The 14,826-nt window shown below is 70.9% G+C and carries 13 protein-coding genes and 1 riboswitch; of the genes, 9 read left to right on the top strand and 4 right to left on the bottom strand.

The genetic code is table 11. The features are described from left to right. Positions 1-22 precede the first annotated feature (22 nt). Together GGD89_RS12000 and GGD89_RS11995 are read right to left on the bottom strand one after the other, a co-directional pair. Entirely contained in the window at positions 23-829 is an 807-nt protein-coding gene (locus tag GGD89_RS12000) for an alpha/beta fold hydrolase (RefSeq protein ID WP_184045539.1), read from the bottom strand. Positions 830-1,245: 416 nt separating this feature from the next. Further along, positions 1,246-1,536 carry a hypothetical protein gene (locus tag GGD89_RS11995; RefSeq protein WP_184045537.1) on the bottom strand — a complete coding sequence of 97 codons (291 nt, stop codon included), beginning with the start codon at positions 1,534-1,536 and terminating at the stop codon, positions 1,246-1,248. A gap of 595 nt (positions 1,537-2,131) precedes the next feature. Between GGD89_RS11995 and GGD89_RS11990 the strand changes: the two genes are divergently transcribed. From GGD89_RS11990 to GGD89_RS11970, 5 genes are all read left to right on the top strand, one after another. Further along, complete coding sequence (locus tag GGD89_RS11990; RefSeq protein WP_184045535.1) at positions 2,132-3,898, top strand: diguanylate cyclase; 1,767 nt, start codon at positions 2,132-2,134, stop codon at positions 3,896-3,898. Beyond that, entirely contained in the window at positions 3,895-5,208 is a 1,314-nt protein-coding gene (locus tag GGD89_RS11985) for a DUF2336 domain-containing protein (RefSeq protein ID WP_184045533.1), read from the top strand. Before GGD89_RS11990 ends, GGD89_RS11985 begins: the two co-directional genes overlap by 4 nt. A 255-nt stretch (positions 5,209-5,463) precedes the next feature. Then, positions 5,464-6,585: a SpbR family protein gene (gene spbR / locus GGD89_RS11980; RefSeq protein WP_184045531.1), complete on the top strand. Its 1,122-nt coding sequence runs from the start codon at positions 5,464-5,466 to the stop codon at positions 6,583-6,585. A 332-nt stretch (positions 6,586-6,917) separates the two neighbouring features. Beyond that, positions 6,918-7,616 carry a TetR/AcrR family transcriptional regulator gene (locus GGD89_RS11975; protein WP_184045529.1) on the top strand — a complete coding sequence of 233 codons (699 nt, stop codon included), beginning with the start codon at positions 6,918-6,920 and terminating at the stop codon, positions 7,614-7,616. Between the two features lie 172 nt (positions 7,617-7,788). Continuing rightward, positions 7,789-8,247 carry a phasin family protein gene (locus tag GGD89_RS11970; RefSeq protein WP_184045527.1) on the top strand — a complete coding sequence of 153 codons (459 nt, stop codon included), beginning with the start codon at positions 7,789-7,791 and terminating at the stop codon, positions 8,245-8,247. A gap of 172 nt (positions 8,248-8,419) precedes the next feature. On the opposite strand, the gene phoU is transcribed toward GGD89_RS11970, so the two are convergent. Then, complete coding sequence (gene phoU, locus GGD89_RS11965) at positions 8,420-9,178, bottom strand: phosphate signaling complex protein PhoU (RefSeq protein WP_184045525.1); 759 nt, start codon at positions 9,176-9,178, stop codon at positions 8,420-8,422. 269 nt (positions 9,179-9,447) lie between these two features. Continuing rightward, a riboswitch (TPP riboswitch) is annotated at positions 9,448-9,592 on the top strand. Here phoU and GGD89_RS11960 point away from each other — a divergent pair. The 4 genes from GGD89_RS11960 (at position 9,588) to GGD89_RS11945 (ending at position 13,764) form a co-directional block, all read left to right on the top strand. Then, a complete protein-coding gene (locus GGD89_RS11960) occupies positions 9,588-10,454 on the top strand; it encodes an ABC transporter ATP-binding protein (protein WP_425503040.1) in 867 nt (288 codons plus the stop codon). (Overlaps the previous riboswitch by 5 nt.) Beyond that, a complete protein-coding gene (locus GGD89_RS11955; RefSeq protein WP_184045523.1) occupies positions 10,451-11,200 on the top strand; it encodes an ABC transporter permease in 750 nt (249 codons plus the stop codon). Before GGD89_RS11960 ends, GGD89_RS11955 begins: the two co-directional genes overlap by 4 nt. A 39-nt stretch (positions 11,201-11,239) precedes the next feature. Further along, complete coding sequence (locus tag GGD89_RS11950; protein WP_184045521.1) at positions 11,240-12,241, top strand: ABC transporter substrate-binding protein; 1,002 nt, start codon at positions 11,240-11,242, stop codon at positions 12,239-12,241. 152 nt (positions 12,242-12,393) lie between these two features. Next, a complete protein-coding gene (locus GGD89_RS11945; protein ID WP_184045519.1) occupies positions 12,394-13,764 on the top strand; it encodes an RsmB/NOP family class I SAM-dependent RNA methyltransferase in 1,371 nt (456 codons plus the stop codon). Positions 13,765-13,795: 31 nt separating this feature from the next. Here GGD89_RS11945 and GGD89_RS11940 read toward each other — a convergent pair whose 3' ends face one another. After that, positions 13,796-14,749: an aldo/keto reductase gene (locus GGD89_RS11940; RefSeq protein ID WP_184045517.1), complete on the bottom strand. Its 954-nt coding sequence runs from the start codon at positions 14,747-14,749 to the stop codon at positions 13,796-13,798. Between the last annotated feature and the right edge of the window lie 77 nt (positions 14,750-14,826).

Here is a 14,826-nt window from a genome sequence, read left to right as displayed (position 1 = left end):
TCTTTTTGTCAGGGTCCCGCCATCACGCCGGCGGGAGCGAAACCGTCTCCAGGAACCGACCGACGGCGGTCAGGAACGCCTCGGGGCGTTCGGCATGGACCCAGTGCCCGGCGCCGTCCACGGTTTCCGCGCGAACGCCGGGGAACAGGGCCGAGAAGACCTCGGCATGGGCCGGGCGCACATAGTCCGACGCCGCGCCGGACAGCACCAGGGTCGGACCGTCGTAGCGTGCCCCGGCCGGCGGCGGCGGCCACCCGGTGATGTCCGGCATGCCGTCGATGAGCCCGTCGAGGTTGGGCCGCCAGCGTGGCGGGCCGTCGTCGGGCAGGTCCAGGTTCTGAAGCAGGAAGGCGCGCACGGCCGCCTCCGGCACCGCGTCGGCCAGCGCGGCATCGGCCTCCGCCCGGCGGCGCAGTCCGCGCAGCGGCAGGGCGCGCATGGCCTCGGCCAGATCCCGCAGGTCGTGGCGGTAGGCCACGGGGGCCACGTCCACCACCACCAGGGCGCCCAGGCGCTCCGGGCTTTCCAGGGCGAGCCGCATCGCCGCCTTGCCGCCCATGCTGTGGCCGATGACCACCGCCGGGCGGGCCGGGCTCACGTCGTCCAGCAGGATCCGCAGGTCCTCGGCCATGGCCGGGTAGGTCATGGTGGCATCCCACGGCGACTGACCGTGGTTGCGCAGGTCCGGCATGACCACGCCCCAGCCGTCGCGCGCGAGCCTCTTGGCGATGGCGCTCCAGTTGCGGCCACTGCCGAACAGACCATGAAGGATGACGACCACGCCACGGTCCGGGGCGGTGTCGCCGACACGAGTCACAGTGAGATGCATGGGATATCGCAACGATGGAGGCAAAGGGTCGTGAAACGCCCGAAGGCATGTCTTGGGAAGACGCGCGCGCTGGGCCGGGACCGGCGCGGGCCGGCGTGACGGCGCCTTGGGTCACATGGGGGTTGGGACATCCAAGGACAATGACGGCATCGGGGCGAACCACCGGGAGTGGCCACCGGGAGTGGCAATGGGCGGGACGGGCGGACACCAAGCCAGGACGGGCATTTCACGCCAGGGGGTCAGGCCGTCGCGTAACCTGGTCACCACGGGTGACCCCCTGGCCGAAGTCGCAAGACCCGGTTTCCAGAGTCAAGACAGCGTCGCCGCTCCCTTGCCTTACGATCCCTATGGTGCCTCCGATTGTGGCCGTCGTGTGTCGTTCGTCGGGAACGGACAACACCGAACTCGCGCGGCGTTCAGACGTCGAGCGCCGCCAGTCGTTCCCGGGTGCACCGCACCACGGTGGTCAGGTCCTGGAGGGTCAGACCATCCCGGTCCATCACCTTCCAGACCATGGGGTCGGCGAACACGTCATCCAGGGATGGTTCCCGGGTGCCGTCCCAGAGACGGGCGGGATCCGCCCGCAGGCCGCTTGCAACGGCCTGAACCGACCCCGGAATGATCGCCGGCTTGATTGTGCGGACCTTCTGGGAGGGTCCTGTGTCCCAGGCCGTCCCGATGCGCTTCAACTGGCCGATGCGCGCCATGCTTGGTCCCTCCTCCCGTTCCAGGCCCTCGCCCCGCGCCCCCATGGGGAGCCGCCTTCGCAAGGACCGGATTGCGGCTTCCCATCCGCGCCAACGTGGGAAGCGTTTCGCGGACCCGGTGAACCAGATCCGGCTGTTACTAGACTCATATGGTCTGAAATTGGGGCTTGTCAAACCGTCGTTTTCGTTTCGGAAATGTCATGACGACATGGGGCGTTACCGGACGCTGCTGCGCCATTCTCCAGCGGCACAATGGGCATCGCGCCGCACAAAAACACCGACTCGATCACCCTGCGCTGGATTTCGGCACCGTCCGCGACCGTCACCGGCCCGGGCGGATCGGGGTCTCGGAATGTCGACCCGAGTAGCCCGCTCTGATACTCTACATGGCGGCGGGTCCTGGAAATGGCCGCTGGAGCCCGTGGCCGGCCCTTCTCAAGGACCCTCGGTCCCCTGAGGCGTGACGCCGGAGACGGCCAGGGACCCCGCTCGCGGGTCGCACCGTCCCCGCGCGTCGGGCCTGGCGCGACGCTGGACGCCGACGCGCGGCGGATCGTAACGTTTCTCGCAGGATTCGGGACCCCGGGGGGCACGGGTGAGCACGGACACCGCAGCACAGGCCGCAGGCGGCCGGCCGGAGGCCACCGCGCCGCCGGAACCGCTGTCAGGGGCTGTCGGCTTCGACACCCTGCTGGCGCACGTCGGCCCGGCGGCGGTGGTCACCCGGGACGGCGCCGTGGTCCTGTGCAACGGGGACGGCGAACGCCTGCGCGGCCTGTTCGCGGCCGAGGGCCCGGACGACCTGACCCCGGTGCTGCGCGATTGCCTGGCGCGCGCCACGCCGGCCACCCGCACGGTGCAGCTTCACGATGGCGAGGCCGCCTCCACGCTGGACCTGATCCTGCTGCCGGCCCGCGACGGCCGGCACGTGGTGGCCCTGGGCCGCAACACATCGCTGGAGGTCACGTTGCGCAGCGCCCTCGCGGACAGCCGCACGCGCTACAAGGACTTCGTTGAACTGTCCAGTGACTTCACCTGGGAAACCGGCTCCCATGGCCGCTTCACGTTCGTCTCGCCGGCCGGGGCGGTGGGGCACGAGGCCCGCGCCTTGGTGAACACCGACCCCGTCGACCTGCTGGACCCGTCCGAGGTCCGCGCGGGCGGCGCCGTTTTCGTCACCCGGCAGCGGGTCCAGGACGTGGAGATGTGGGCGCGCCGCCGCAACGGCCGTCTGGTCTGCCTTTTGACCTCGGCGATGCCGGTGTTCGACGAGACCGGGGCCTGGGCCGGCGCGCGCGGCATCTGCCGGGACATCACCGACCAGCGCGACCGGGAGCGCGCGCTGAACCGGGCGCGCAATCGAGAGCAGGTGCGCGCCCACGTTGTCCGCACCTTCCGCGATGAGCTCAACCTAGAGAACATGCTGAACGTGGCGGCCGAGGCGCTGGCGCGCGGCCTGGGCGCCGCCACCTGCCACATCCTGCGCCGCCCGCCCCTGTGCCCGGAAGACCGGGACGGCCTTATGCTGGGGGGACACTTCGGGTCGCCGAGCGAGCCGTCGCGCCTGAGCGGCATCCTGGACACCCTGGACGTGGGCACCCCCCCCTGGGATACGCGCGTCGGTGATCAGATCGTCTTGGTCGCCGCCACCAGCCACCGGCAGATGCTCAACGGCGCCGTGGCCCTGTGGCGCCATGCCGACCGTGGCGCCTGGAGCGAGGACGATCGGCTGCTGATCCAGGATGTGGCCAACCAGGTGGGCATCGCCAACGAACAGATCACCCGTCACGAGACCATCATCGCCATGTCGCGCACCGATAGCCTCACCGGGCTGCTCAACCGCCGCGCCTTCTTCGAGGACATCGAACGACGCCACAAGCGCCTGGAGCGAACCAACCGCAATGCTTCGCTGCTGTACGTGGATCTGGACAACTTCAAGATGGTCAACGACCTGCACGGGCACTTCCGGGGGGACGAGGCCCTGGTGGTGGTGGGCGAGATCCTGTCCTCCAACACACGGCCGACCGACCTGGTCGCGCGCCTGGGCGGCGACGAATTCGCCCTCTGGCTGGAGGACGCCGACACGGCCGCGGCGATGCGCAAGGCCGAGGACCTGCTGACGGCCGGCGAGCGGCTGCTGGACTACAGCGGCGCCCCGGACGGCCCGCTCACCCTGTCCATCGGCCTGGCCGTCTTCGATCCCTCCCACCCCGAGACCCTGCAAGCCCTCACCGCCCGCGCCGACGCCGCCATGTACGGCGCCAAGCAACGCGGCAAGGGACGCCTGGGCGTGGCCCCGCCCGCCGCCCTCCCGCCCGAAACCACCGAGGACACGCCGTCCGGCGACAGGGAGGCCCCATGACCGATCTGTTGCGGCGACTGGTCGGGGAGGCCAACGCACCGCCGCTCTCCTACGCCGAAGCCCGCGCGCTGGCGGCCGACCCCGATCCGGCCGTGCGCCGCACGCTGGCGCGCCGCACCGACCTGGTGCCGGAGGTGCTGTACTTCCTGGCCGAGGATCAGGACCCCGAGGTGCGCCGGGCCATCGCCGACAACGTGTCCACGCCCCTCAAGGCGTTCCTGCTGCTGACCCAGGACAGCGACGTGGACGTGCGCCTGACGCTGGTGCAGCGCATCGCGGCGCTCGCCCCGGGCCTGTCCGACGACGAAAGGACCCGCGTGCGCCACATCGTCGACGAGGTCCTGACGCACCTGGCCCAGGACCAGATCCCACGCGTGCGCGCGCTGTTGTCCGAAGCCCTCAAGCATGTGGTCGGCGCGCCGGCGGCGGTCATCAAGCGCCTGGCCCGCGACGTGGAGGTGGCGGTCGCCACGCCGGTGCTGACCTTCAGTCCGGTGCTCAACGACACCGACCTGCTGGAGATCATCCGGGTGCGGCCGGTCTCGGCCAAGCTGTCGGCCATCGCCCGGCGCGCCGGCCTGAACACACCCGTCACCGACGCCATCGCCGCCACCGACGATGCCTTGGCCATCACCGACATGCTGGCCAACCAGGGCGCTCAGATCCGCGAGGAGACCTTGGACACGCTGATCACCCGTGCCACGCAACACCCGGAATGGCACAATCCCCTGGTGCATCGGCCGCGCCTGCATCGCGAGGCGGCCCGGCGGCTGGCCCTGTTCGTATCCGACACGCTGGTGCGCGCCCTGATCCTGCGGCGCGACCTGGACCCGGAGGCCGCCGTGGCGGTGGCCGACGCGGTGCGCCGGCGCCTGGGAGACGACGGGCTGACCGGCGCGCTGCTCGACCACGGCCCCAACTGGCGCGACACGCTGCGCGACGTCCACGACCACGTGGTGAACCGCATCAAGGACGGCGGTGATCCGATCGCGCTGCTGGACGCCGCCATGGCCGCCGGCGACCGGATCGAGACCACGGCCCTGATCGGCGCCATGGCCGGCATTTCCCCGTTCGCCGTGGCCGCCACCGTCAAGGCGGCCAGCATCAAGGGCGTCGTCTCCATGGCCTGGAAAGCCGGCCTCGACGCCGCGCAGGCGGTGACCCTGCAGCGCTGGCTGGCGAACATCCCGCCGAACGAGGTCTTGTTGCCGGACGACGCCGGCGAATTCCGCCTGGGTCCACCGGAGATGGACTGGCAGGTCGAGATGTTCTGTGAAACCGAGGCCCGCGCCAACCCATGGTCCGATTGATCGCGGCATGATCGCGCGCCATCGCCGCGCACACCAAAACCGACCCCGACGGACCGCCACCATCTATACAAAGCCAGCGTCTCGGATTACGGTTCGGGAAGAGGGGTTGTCGGGCGTCACAGACGGGCGCGGACGCCCGGGTTCAGGTTGGGTGTCCGGCGGGGCAGGGAGAATGGTCGGGCCAGCCAGGGTCCGGGACCGCGCCGGAGGGCCCGATCGCCCGCGCGTCATGCGCGAAAACAGCGGAATCACGATATGACCGAAGATCACCTGTCGATCGAGGACGTCAACCGGTTGTTGTCCGATCCCTCGGACGATACCCGGGCCACGACGGCGGAGAAGCTGGCCCGTCAGTTTGACGACACCAACCTGACCGACGCGGAACGCCATATGGCCGAGGAAATCCTGCGGCTGATGGCGCGGGACGCGGCGGTGCGCGTCCGCCAGGCGCTGTCCGAGAACCTGAAGGACAACCCCCTGATCCCGCACGACCTGGCCCAGACCCTGGCCCATGACGTGGATATCGTCGCCCTGCCGATGCTGGAGTTCTCCGAGGTCCTGAGCATGGATGACCTCATCGAGATCGTGCGCAGCCGGGACGAGACCAAGCAGACGGCCATCGCGCGACGCAAGGTGGTGCAGGCCGAGGTCGCCGACGCGCTGGCCCATGAGGGCGCCGAGGGCGCGGTCGCCGTGCTGGCCGGCAACAAGGGCGCGGCGCTGAGCGAGGACTCCATGCTGCGCATCGTCGATCGCTTCGGCGACAGCGAGGCGGTCCAGGGCGTGCTCATCAACCGTGACGAACTGCCGATCACCATCGCCGAGAAGCTGGTGAACAAGGTGTCGGAAACCCTGCGCGACCAGTTGCTGCAGCGCACCGACATGTCCGCCGAGATCGCCACCGAACTGGTGCTGCACTCCCGCGAGCGCGCCACCATCGGCCTGTCGACCGGATCGTCCGAGGACAGCGTGATGCGCCTGGTGCGCCAGTTGCGCCAGTCGGGCCGGCTGACGCCGTCGATCATCGTCCGCGCCGGCTGCATGGGCGACGTGCCGTTCCTGGAATGCGCCATGGCGGAGCTGAGCGGCGTGCCGATCCTCAACGCGCGCACCCTGATCCATGATTCCGGCCACCTGGGCCTGCGCGGCATCTTCGAGAAGGCCGGCCTGCCGAACAGCACGTTCCCGGCCGTCAAGGCGGCCGTCGACGTCTTCCAGCAGACCGATTTCGACGGCCTGGAAAAGGATCGCGAGCGCTTCAGCCGGCGCATGATCGAACGCATCCTGACCCAGTACGGCGACCTGGGGGTCGAGTTCGAATCCGACGACCTGGAGTACCTGCTGGGCCGCATGAGCCAGCTTCCCGCCACGCTGTAAGCACCATCACCTGAGACCGGCCCTGCTTGAGACGGGCGAACCACCGATGCCCGGAACCGGCGCGCGTCGCCAGCCCCCGTGGGCGGGACAGCCGGCGATGACGGGCGGGTGCCGGGCCGTGTCCGCGCGCCCGACACGCGAATTCACCCGGTTCGGCTTGCATCACCGGACCGGCGCCCCCAAATCCGCAGGGAACGGGGTCCGGAGTCCGGCCCGGCCGGCCGGTCGAGTGCGCGACGGCGTTCGCGCGGACCACGCCCCCGCGTCCCGGTCCCGGTCCCGGTCCCGGTCCCCTGATCACTCCTGACACACGCAAAGACGGAAGGCGCCCCATGGACAACCATGACATCCCCGGGTCCGAGACGCCCATGGCCGGCGTGTCCGATCGCCTGATCGACGCGGCCCTGGCGCTGGCTGGAGAGTCGGGCTGGCGGCGGCTGACCATGGCCGCCATCGCCGAGCGGGCCGGCGTGCCCCTGAACGAGGCGCTGCGCGTGCACGGCTCGCGCAACGACGTGCTGCGCGCGATGGGGCATCGGGTCGATGCCGCCATGCTGGACGAGGCGTTGGGCTTCACCGAGTCCGACAGCCCGCGCGACCGCCTGTTCGACATGCTGATGCGCCGTTATGACGCCTTGACGCCGCTGCGTCCGGGCCTGGCCGCCATCATGCGCGAGTTGCCCACCGACCCGTTTACGTTCGTCGTCTCGATGCAGGGCGTCTACCATTCGATGGGTTTGGCGCTGGAAGCGGCCGGCCTGCCCGCCGACGGGTTTCGCGGACTGGCCGCGCGCAAGGGGCTGGCGGCCGTCTACCTGACCACCATGCGCACCTGGGTCAAGGACGACAGCGCCGACATGTCCGTCACCATGTCCGACCTGGACAAGGCCCTGGATCGCGCCGAAAGCGTGGTCAACACCCTGTGCCGGGTGACCCCCGGACGCGGCGGCGCGTGCTGTGGCTCACGGGGTCGGCGCGACGAGGACACCGCCTCGGCCCCGGCCGCCGGAGACGATCCGTCACCCGCTTGACGAGCACGCGCCCAGCGTGTACACACGGCATTCATACCTCCGTATGACGATTTTGTGCACTGCACAAATTTTCCGTTGACAGGTCGGTACGGTCCGCATAGGGTGACGAAACAAGCACCGGTCGTTTCGGTGCATCCGGACCTCCTTCCCGCGCCTGAACTGGAGATGGACCATGGCCAAGCCGGAAACCTTTTTCGACATGGATTTCACCAAGTACCTGGCCGACCTGAAGGTGCCGGGTCTCGATCTGGACGCCATCCTGGAGAGCCAGAAGAAGAACGTTGAGGCCCTGACCCACGCCAACAAGCTGGCGTTCGAGGGCATGCAGGCGGTGATGCAGCGGCAAGCCGAACTGCTGCGCCAGAGCATGGAAGAGTACGCCAAGTCGGCGCAGTCCTTCGGCGACATGAAGGACCCGCAGGATGCGATGGCTCGCCACACCGAGATGGCCAAGCAGGCGTTCGAGCGCATGATCTCCAATATGCGCGAGATGTCCGAGCTGATGGCCAAGTCCAACAACGAGGTGTTCGAGCTGCTGAACAAGCGCTTCTCGGAAACCCTCGAGGAAATGAAGAAGATGATGGAGAAGGCCGAGGCCGCCCCGAAGGCGCGCAAGACCGCCGCCTCCTGACCCTCGGGCATCTGATCCGGGTGGGACCGGTCGGTCGTCGCCGTTACCGGGACACGACGAGCCGCCGTCCCCCCGCAGCCTGGTCCGTTTGGACCGTCACGCCGTTCCGGGGTGGCGGTCCTTTCGGTTTCAGGGGGCGACCGTCATCGGGGCGCGGCCCCAAGCGCCCGCGTCAGGACGGGGACCCCCGATCCGGGGCGTCCGCGCCGTCGCGGCCCTCGGCGGTGGCGAAGGTGGCCAGGTCGTCCTTGGGCCGACCGCCGTCCGGCGTGGTCCCGGTCACGCGATAGTGCGCCAACTCGGCGATGTTGGTGGCCTGATCGCCGATGCGTTCCAGGTTCTTGGCCACGAACAGAAGGTGGCTGCACACGCCGATGTCGCGCGGGTCCTCCAGCATGTAGGTCAGCAGTTCGCGAAACAGGCTGGAGTGGAGGGAATCGATCTCCACATCGCCGTGCCAGACGGCGAGCGCCGCCTCGACATCCTGGTCCAGATAAGCCCGCACGGCCTGCGCCAGCAGGTCGGACACCCGCTCGCCGATGCGCCGCACGGCCGCCATGCTCTGCCCCGGGGGCTGCGCCAGATCGGCCACCCCCCGACGGGCCGCGCCGGCCGCGTAGTCACCGGCCCGCTCCAGCATGGTGGCCGCCCGCAACGCCGTCACCACGGCCCGCAGGTCGTCCGCCTTGGGTTGCCGCAACGCCAACAGGCGGACCGCCTGTTCGTTCAAAAGTTGTTCCAGGGCATCCACGGCGGCGTCCGCGCGATCCACCGCCGCCGCGCCCGCCGGATCGCGGGCCACCAGGGCCGCCAGCGCGTCCCGGATCTGCGTGCCGACGTGATCCCCCATCTTGACCAGGGTGTCGTCCAGGGCCGCCAGATCGGTATCGAAGGCCCGCACGATATGAGGCTTGGCTCCACCGGCCTCCATTCTGTCGGCACTCCCCACGCTCGTCGAGGTCCCCGCCACGGGGTGGTCCGTCCGATACGGCCCCTCTCGAAACGGTCGTATACCAGAAAGACCCAAGCGTATCAAAAAAGTCGAGCCGGCATCGGGCCGCCGGCAGACCATCGCGCGCCGCATGGCGGCCGGCCCCATGCCCACGCCATCCAACGTCGGTTCACGCCCGATGCCGAAACAACCGCAAAGCGGGCACGCGGCCCCTTGACCGGATGCGCCGCCCCCCGCATTCTCACGCCAGAGACACCAGGGGGAGCCGGCGATCCGGCTGAGAGGTTTCCGGTTCCGACAGGTCCCGCCGCGCGCGGCCCCGTCCCGATGGGAAGCGACCCCTTGAACCTGATCCGGGTCACACCGGCGGAGGGATTGGTGAGGCGTCGTGACCGTGTTTTCTCGTCCACCCCGCGTGGACTCCCCCCTTGATCCGCTTTCCACGCCGGCCGCCGGTCTCGGCGTGACCATGACCGGCGCGCGGCTGGCGTATGACGGCCAGCCGCTGTTCGACGGCTTGTCGCTGACCCTGCCGGCCGGCCGGGTCACCGCCCTGCTGGGTCCCAGCGGCGTCGGCAAGTCCACCCTGCTGCGGCTGCTGGCGGGGCTGGAGGACGGCGCCCACGCCCAGGCCACCATCACCACCGACGACGGCCGCCCGCTCACCGGACGCGTCGCCCACATGGCGCAGCGGGACTCGCTGCTGCCGTGGGCCAGCGTGCTCGACAACGCCACCCTGGGCGCCCGCCTGCGCGGCACCCTGACCGAGGAAACCCGCGCCGCCGCCCGCGCCCTGCTGGCGCGCGTCGGCCTGGGTGACCGTCTGGCGGACCGCCCAGCGGCCCTGTCCGGGGGCATGCGCCAGCGGGTCGCCCTGGCGCGGGCGCTGATGGAGGACCGGCCGCTGATCCTGATGGACGAGCCGTTCTCGGCGCTGGACGCGCTGACCCGCCTGCGCCTTCAGGATCTGACGGCCCACTTGCTGACCGGGCGCACGGTGCTGCTGGTGACCCACGATCCGCTGGAGGCGCTGCGCCTGGGCCACCGGGTGCATGTGCTGCATGGCCGCCCGGCCACCCTGGACGCCCCCCTGGAGCCCGCCGGCCCGCCGCCGCGCGATCCCGCCGACCCGGCGCTGCTGGCCTTGCAGGCCGACCTGCTGCGCCGCCTGACCGGCGCGGCCCACGGCGCGGGGGATGGCGCGGGGGATGGCGCGGGGGATGGCGTCGGAGACACCGGGGGCGGCGCCCCATGATGCGCGTCCTCCGCCCCGTCATCACCCTGGCCGGACTGCTGGCGCTCTGGCAGATCGCCTTCCACGTCGCCGGCGAACGCGCCTACCTGCTGCCCGCGCCGCTGGACACCCTGACCACGGCCATCGACCGCGCCGACCGCCTGGCCCATCACGCCCTGATCACCTTCGGCGAGATCCTGCTGGGCTTCGGTTTCGGGGTCGCGCTCGGCATGCTATCCGCGCTGGTGCTGGTGATGTGGGCACCGGCGCGCCGCTGGCTGCTGCCGCTGCTGGTCATCAGCCAGGCGATCCCGGTGTTCGCGCTGGCCCCGCTGCTGGTGCTGTGGCTGGGGTACGGGCTGTCGTCCAAGGTCGTGATGGCGGTGCTCATCATCTACTTCCCGGTCACCACCGCCTTCCTGGACGGCCTGCGCCGCACCGACCCCGCCTGGCTGGACATGGCCCGGGTGATGGGCGCCGGCCGAGGGGCCATGCTCTGGCACATCCGCCTTCCGGCCGCCCTGCCCGCCCTGGCGAGCGGCCTTCGGGTGGCCGCCGCCGTCGCGCCCATCGGCGCCGTGGTGGGCGAGTGGGTGGGCTCCAGCGCCGGGCTCGGTTTCCTGATGCTGCACGCCAACGCCCGCATGCAGATCGATGTGGTTTTCGCCGCGCTGTTCCTGTTGGCCGCCTTCGCGGTGGCTCTGTACGCGCTGGTCAACGCCCTGACCCGCCGCATGGTCCCCTGGCAGGCGGAAAGCAACGCCTGACCCGGCCCTATCCCCACCCACACGGAGGAACTCGCCGCCATGCTCACCCGCCTTGGACACCGCCTCGCCGCCACCGCGCTTGGCCTCGCCGTCATTGCCGCGCCGGCCCGGGCCGCCGACGACGCCGATGTCGCCGCCGCCAAAGCCGCCGCCGCCGCGCCGGACCGGGTCACCCTGCTGCTGGACTGGTTCGTCAACCCGGACCACGCGCCCCTGATCGTGGCCCAGGAGAAGGGCTTCTTCGCCGCCCAGGGCCTGGACGTGGAGATGATGGCCCCCGCCGATCCCAGCGATCCGCCCAAGCTGGTGGCCGCCGGCCGGGTGGACCTGGCCGTCACCTATCAGCCGCAGTTGCACATGCATGTGGACCAGGGCCTGCCGCTGCTGCGGGTGTGCACCCTGGTGGCCACGCCCCTGGACACGGTGATCGTGCGCGCCGACGGCGACATCCACGCGCTGGAGGACCTGAAGGGCAAGCGCGTGGGCTTCTCGGTCAGCGGCTTCGAGGACGGCGTGCTGGGGACCATGCTGGAGACGGTGGGCCTGAGCCTCGATGACGTGGAGCAGATCAACGTGGGCTTCGGCCTCTCCCCGGCGCTGGTGTCGGGGCAGGTGGACGCCATCGTCGGCGGCTATCGCAACTTCGAACTCACCCAGCTGGAGATCGAGGGCCATCCGGGCCGGGCGTTCTATCCCGAGGAGCACGGCGTGCCGCCCTATGACGAACTGGTCATCGTCGCCCACGCCGACAAGACGGACGACCCGCGCCTCGACGGCTTCATGGCGGCCCTGGAACTGGCGACCCAGTACCTGATCAACCACCCCCGGGAAAGCTGGGACCTGTTCGTCGCCGCGCACCCGGACCTGGACGACGACCTGAACCGCCGCGCCTGGTTCGACACCCTGCCCCGCTTCGCCCTGCGCCCGGCGGCACTGGACGGGCCGCGCTATGCCACCTTCGGCGCCTTCCTGGCCAAGGCCGGCCTCACCGGTGATCCGGCCCCCGTGGAAAAGCTGGCGGTGGACGTCCGCGTGGAGTAGAAGGCTGACCGTCCTCGTCGCGCCGTCACCCCGCCCCGTCAGGGTGACGGCGCTCCGCCGCTTCGCGGCGCCGGCGCCGTCGCGCCGGCTCGCGCCGGACCGATCGATGGGTCCGGCGCGGGGATTGGTTCGAGGTTGCTCAGGACACTCTCATGACTCCCGCCGCCCGCCTGCAGGCCGCCATCGACCTGCTGACCGAGATCGCCGACACCCCGCGCCCCGCCGATGGCGTGGTACAAGGATTCATGCGCGCCCGGCGCTACATGGGGGGGGGCGACCGGCGGGCGGTGACCGAGCGGGTCTATGGCCTGCTGCGCCGCCATGCCCGCCTGGGCTGGTGGACCGGCGACGGATCGCCGCGCGAGCGGCTGATCGCCGACCTGATGCTGACCGACGGGCTGGACCCGGCGGCGCTGAAGGCGCTGTTCACCGGCCACGGCCATGATCCGGATGTCTTGACCCCGACCGAACGGGATCTGGCCCGGCGCCTGTCGGGCCAGCCCCTGGCGCCGCCGGAGATGCCCGAGGCCGCGCGCCTCGAACTGCCGGACTGGATCCTGCCCCGGCTGCGCGCGGCGCTGGGCGAGGACTGGCGCCGGGTGGTGACGGCCCTCAACACCGAGGCGCCGCTGGATCTGCGCGTCAATGCCCTGAAGGCCGATCACGACACCGCCCTGGCCGCCCTGGCCGAGGAGAGCATCACGCCCGAGCCCGGCCCCCTGGCCCCCCTGGCGCTGCGCGTCGGCGGCCGGGTCAACCTGGCCGCCACCCGCGCCTTCCGCGAGGGGCTTGTGGAGGTGCAGGACGCCGGTTCCCAACTGGCCGCCGCCCTGGTGGGCGCCGCCCCCGGCATGGCCGTCTGCGACCTGTGCGCCGGGGCCGGCGGCAAGACCCTGGCGCTGGCCGGCGCCATGGGCAACCAGGGCCGGCTGGTGGCCTGCGATATCTCCCAGGGGCGCCTGGACCGCGCCCGCACCCGCATGCGCCGCGCGGGCGTCCAGAACGTGACCGTCCGGGTCCTCGACACGCCCGGGCGCCGCTGGCTGAAACGCCAGTCCCGGACCTTCGACCGCGTGCTGATCGATGCGCCCTGCGGCGGCAGCGGCACCTGGCGGCGCAATCCGGATGCCCGCTGGCGGCTGGGCGAGGACACCCTCGCGGCGCTGACCACGGAACAGTCGGCGTTGCTGGTCCGCGCCGCCCGACTGGTCAAGCCGGGGGGCGGGCGGCTGGTCTATGTCACCTGCTCGCTGCTGCGCGAGGAGAACGAGGACCGCATCGCGGCCTTCCTGGAGACCGAGGCCGGCCGGGCGTACCATCCCGTGCCCGCCGTCCAGGTCTGGGCCGAGGCCGGTCTGTCCGATCCCTGCCCCATGCCCGAGGGCGCGACGGCGATCCGCCTGTCCCCCGCCGACCAGGACACCGACGGCTTTTTCGTCGCGGTGCTGGAGCGGGAGGCCGCGCACGGCGCCGACGCCGACACGGACACGGAAACCGACGCCCCGCCCCAGCCCTCCCCCTGACAAGGGGGAGGTCGGGAGGGAGCGACGGATCCTACGCGTCGCCCCACAGCGTCTCCAGCGTATGCGGTCCGCCGGGCAGGACCCAGAAAGATCCGGAAACGTACCGGTACTGCCGGTCCAGCGCGGCCAGGGCCGCGACGTCCTCGTCGCCGAGCACGAGATCGGCCGCCGCCAGGTTCTGGGCCAGCCGGGCCGGGTTCACGGACTTGGGAATCACCGAGGTGCCCCGGCGCAGCGCCCAGGCCAGCAGCACTTGTGCGGGTGTCGCGCCATGCCGGGTGGCGACGGCGGCGACGGTCGGATCCTGAAGCAGCACCGGTTCCGCCGCGCCCCGCAAGTGGGCCGGACGGTCGCTGGATCCCAGCGGCGAGTAGGCGGTCAGGTGCACCCCCGCCTGGCGACAGTAGGCCATCATGGCCGGCTGCTGGAGGTAGGGATGGAGTTCGATCTGGTTGACCTCGGGCGCGCGCCGGGCACCGTCCACGAGCGCCCGCAGGCGCGGCACGCTGCAATTGCTGACGCCGATGTGACGGGTCAGGCCGGCGTCCACCAGGGTCTCCATGGCCGCCCAGGTTGTGGACAGCGGCAGGTCGTCGGGATGGACATAGTCTTCGCCGGTCTGGGGCATGGTCACGCCCGGCTTATGGGCGATCGGCCAATGGATCAGGTACAGGTCCAGGTGGTCCAGGCCCAGGTCGGCGAGGGTGCGCTCCAGCGCCGGCCGGACATCGTCCGGGGCGTGCGCGTCGTTCCAGAGCTTCGAGGTGATCCAGACGTCGTCGCGCTTGAGGCCGCCTCGAAACGCGTCGGCCAGGGCCCGTCCGACCTCGGCCTCGTTGCCGTAGATGCGGGCGCAGTCGATGTGACGATAACCCAGGCGCAGCGCCTCGGTCACCGCCGCGCCGACCACGCCGGGATCGGCCTTCCAGGTCCCCAGGCCGAGTTGAGGCATGGTATCGCCATTGGCGAAGGGTACGCTCTGCATAACAACTCCTGTCTCTTCGGATATGGACCGGGGGCGGGGCGACCGCGCCGTGGCACGACGCCAGACCCGAAAAGCGG

It is taken from the genome of Roseospira visakhapatnamensis (assembly GCF_014197915.1).
Classification (GTDB): Bacteria; Pseudomonadota; Alphaproteobacteria; order Rhodospirillales; family Rhodospirillaceae; genus Rhodospira; species Rhodospira visakhapatnamensis.
The sequence above is the reverse complement of the archived record's forward strand: the minus strand, read 5'-3'. Positions and strand labels throughout refer to the sequence as shown.

Bases quoted from the DNA above. Each gene is read 5' to 3' on its own strand.
- GGD89_RS11970 (WP_184045527.1), top strand. From the start codon at position 7,789: ATGGCCAAGCCGGAAACCTTTTTCGACATGGATTTCACCAAGTACCTG.
- GGD89_RS11945 (WP_184045519.1), top strand. From the start codon at position 12,394: ATGACTCCCGCCGCCCGCCTGCAGGCCGCCATCGACCTGCTGACCGAG.
- GGD89_RS12000 (WP_184045539.1), bottom strand. From the start codon at position 829: ATGCATCTCACTGTGACTCGTGTCGGCGACACCGCCCCGGACCGTGGC.
- GGD89_RS11975 (WP_184045529.1), top strand. From the start codon at position 6,918: ATGGACAACCATGACATCCCCGGGTCCGAGACGCCCATGGCCGGCGTG.
- GGD89_RS11950 (WP_184045521.1), top strand. From the start codon at position 11,240: ATGCTCACCCGCCTTGGACACCGCCTCGCCGCCACCGCGCTTGGCCTC.
- phoU (WP_184045525.1), bottom strand. From the start codon at position 9,178: ATGGAGGCCGGTGGAGCCAAGCCTCATATCGTGCGGGCCTTCGATACC.
- GGD89_RS11940 (WP_184045517.1), bottom strand. From the start codon at position 14,749: ATGCAGAGCGTACCCTTCGCCAATGGCGATACCATGCCTCAACTCGGC.
- GGD89_RS11985 (WP_184045533.1), top strand. From the start codon at position 3,895: ATGACCGATCTGTTGCGGCGACTGGTCGGGGAGGCCAACGCACCGCCG.
- spbR (WP_184045531.1), top strand. From the start codon at position 5,464: ATGACCGAAGATCACCTGTCGATCGAGGACGTCAACCGGTTGTTGTCC.
- GGD89_RS11955 (WP_184045523.1), top strand. From the start codon at position 10,451: ATGATGCGCGTCCTCCGCCCCGTCATCACCCTGGCCGGACTGCTGGCG.
- GGD89_RS11995 (WP_184045537.1), bottom strand. From the start codon at position 1,536: ATGGCGCGCATCGGCCAGTTGAAGCGCATCGGGACGGCCTGGGACACA.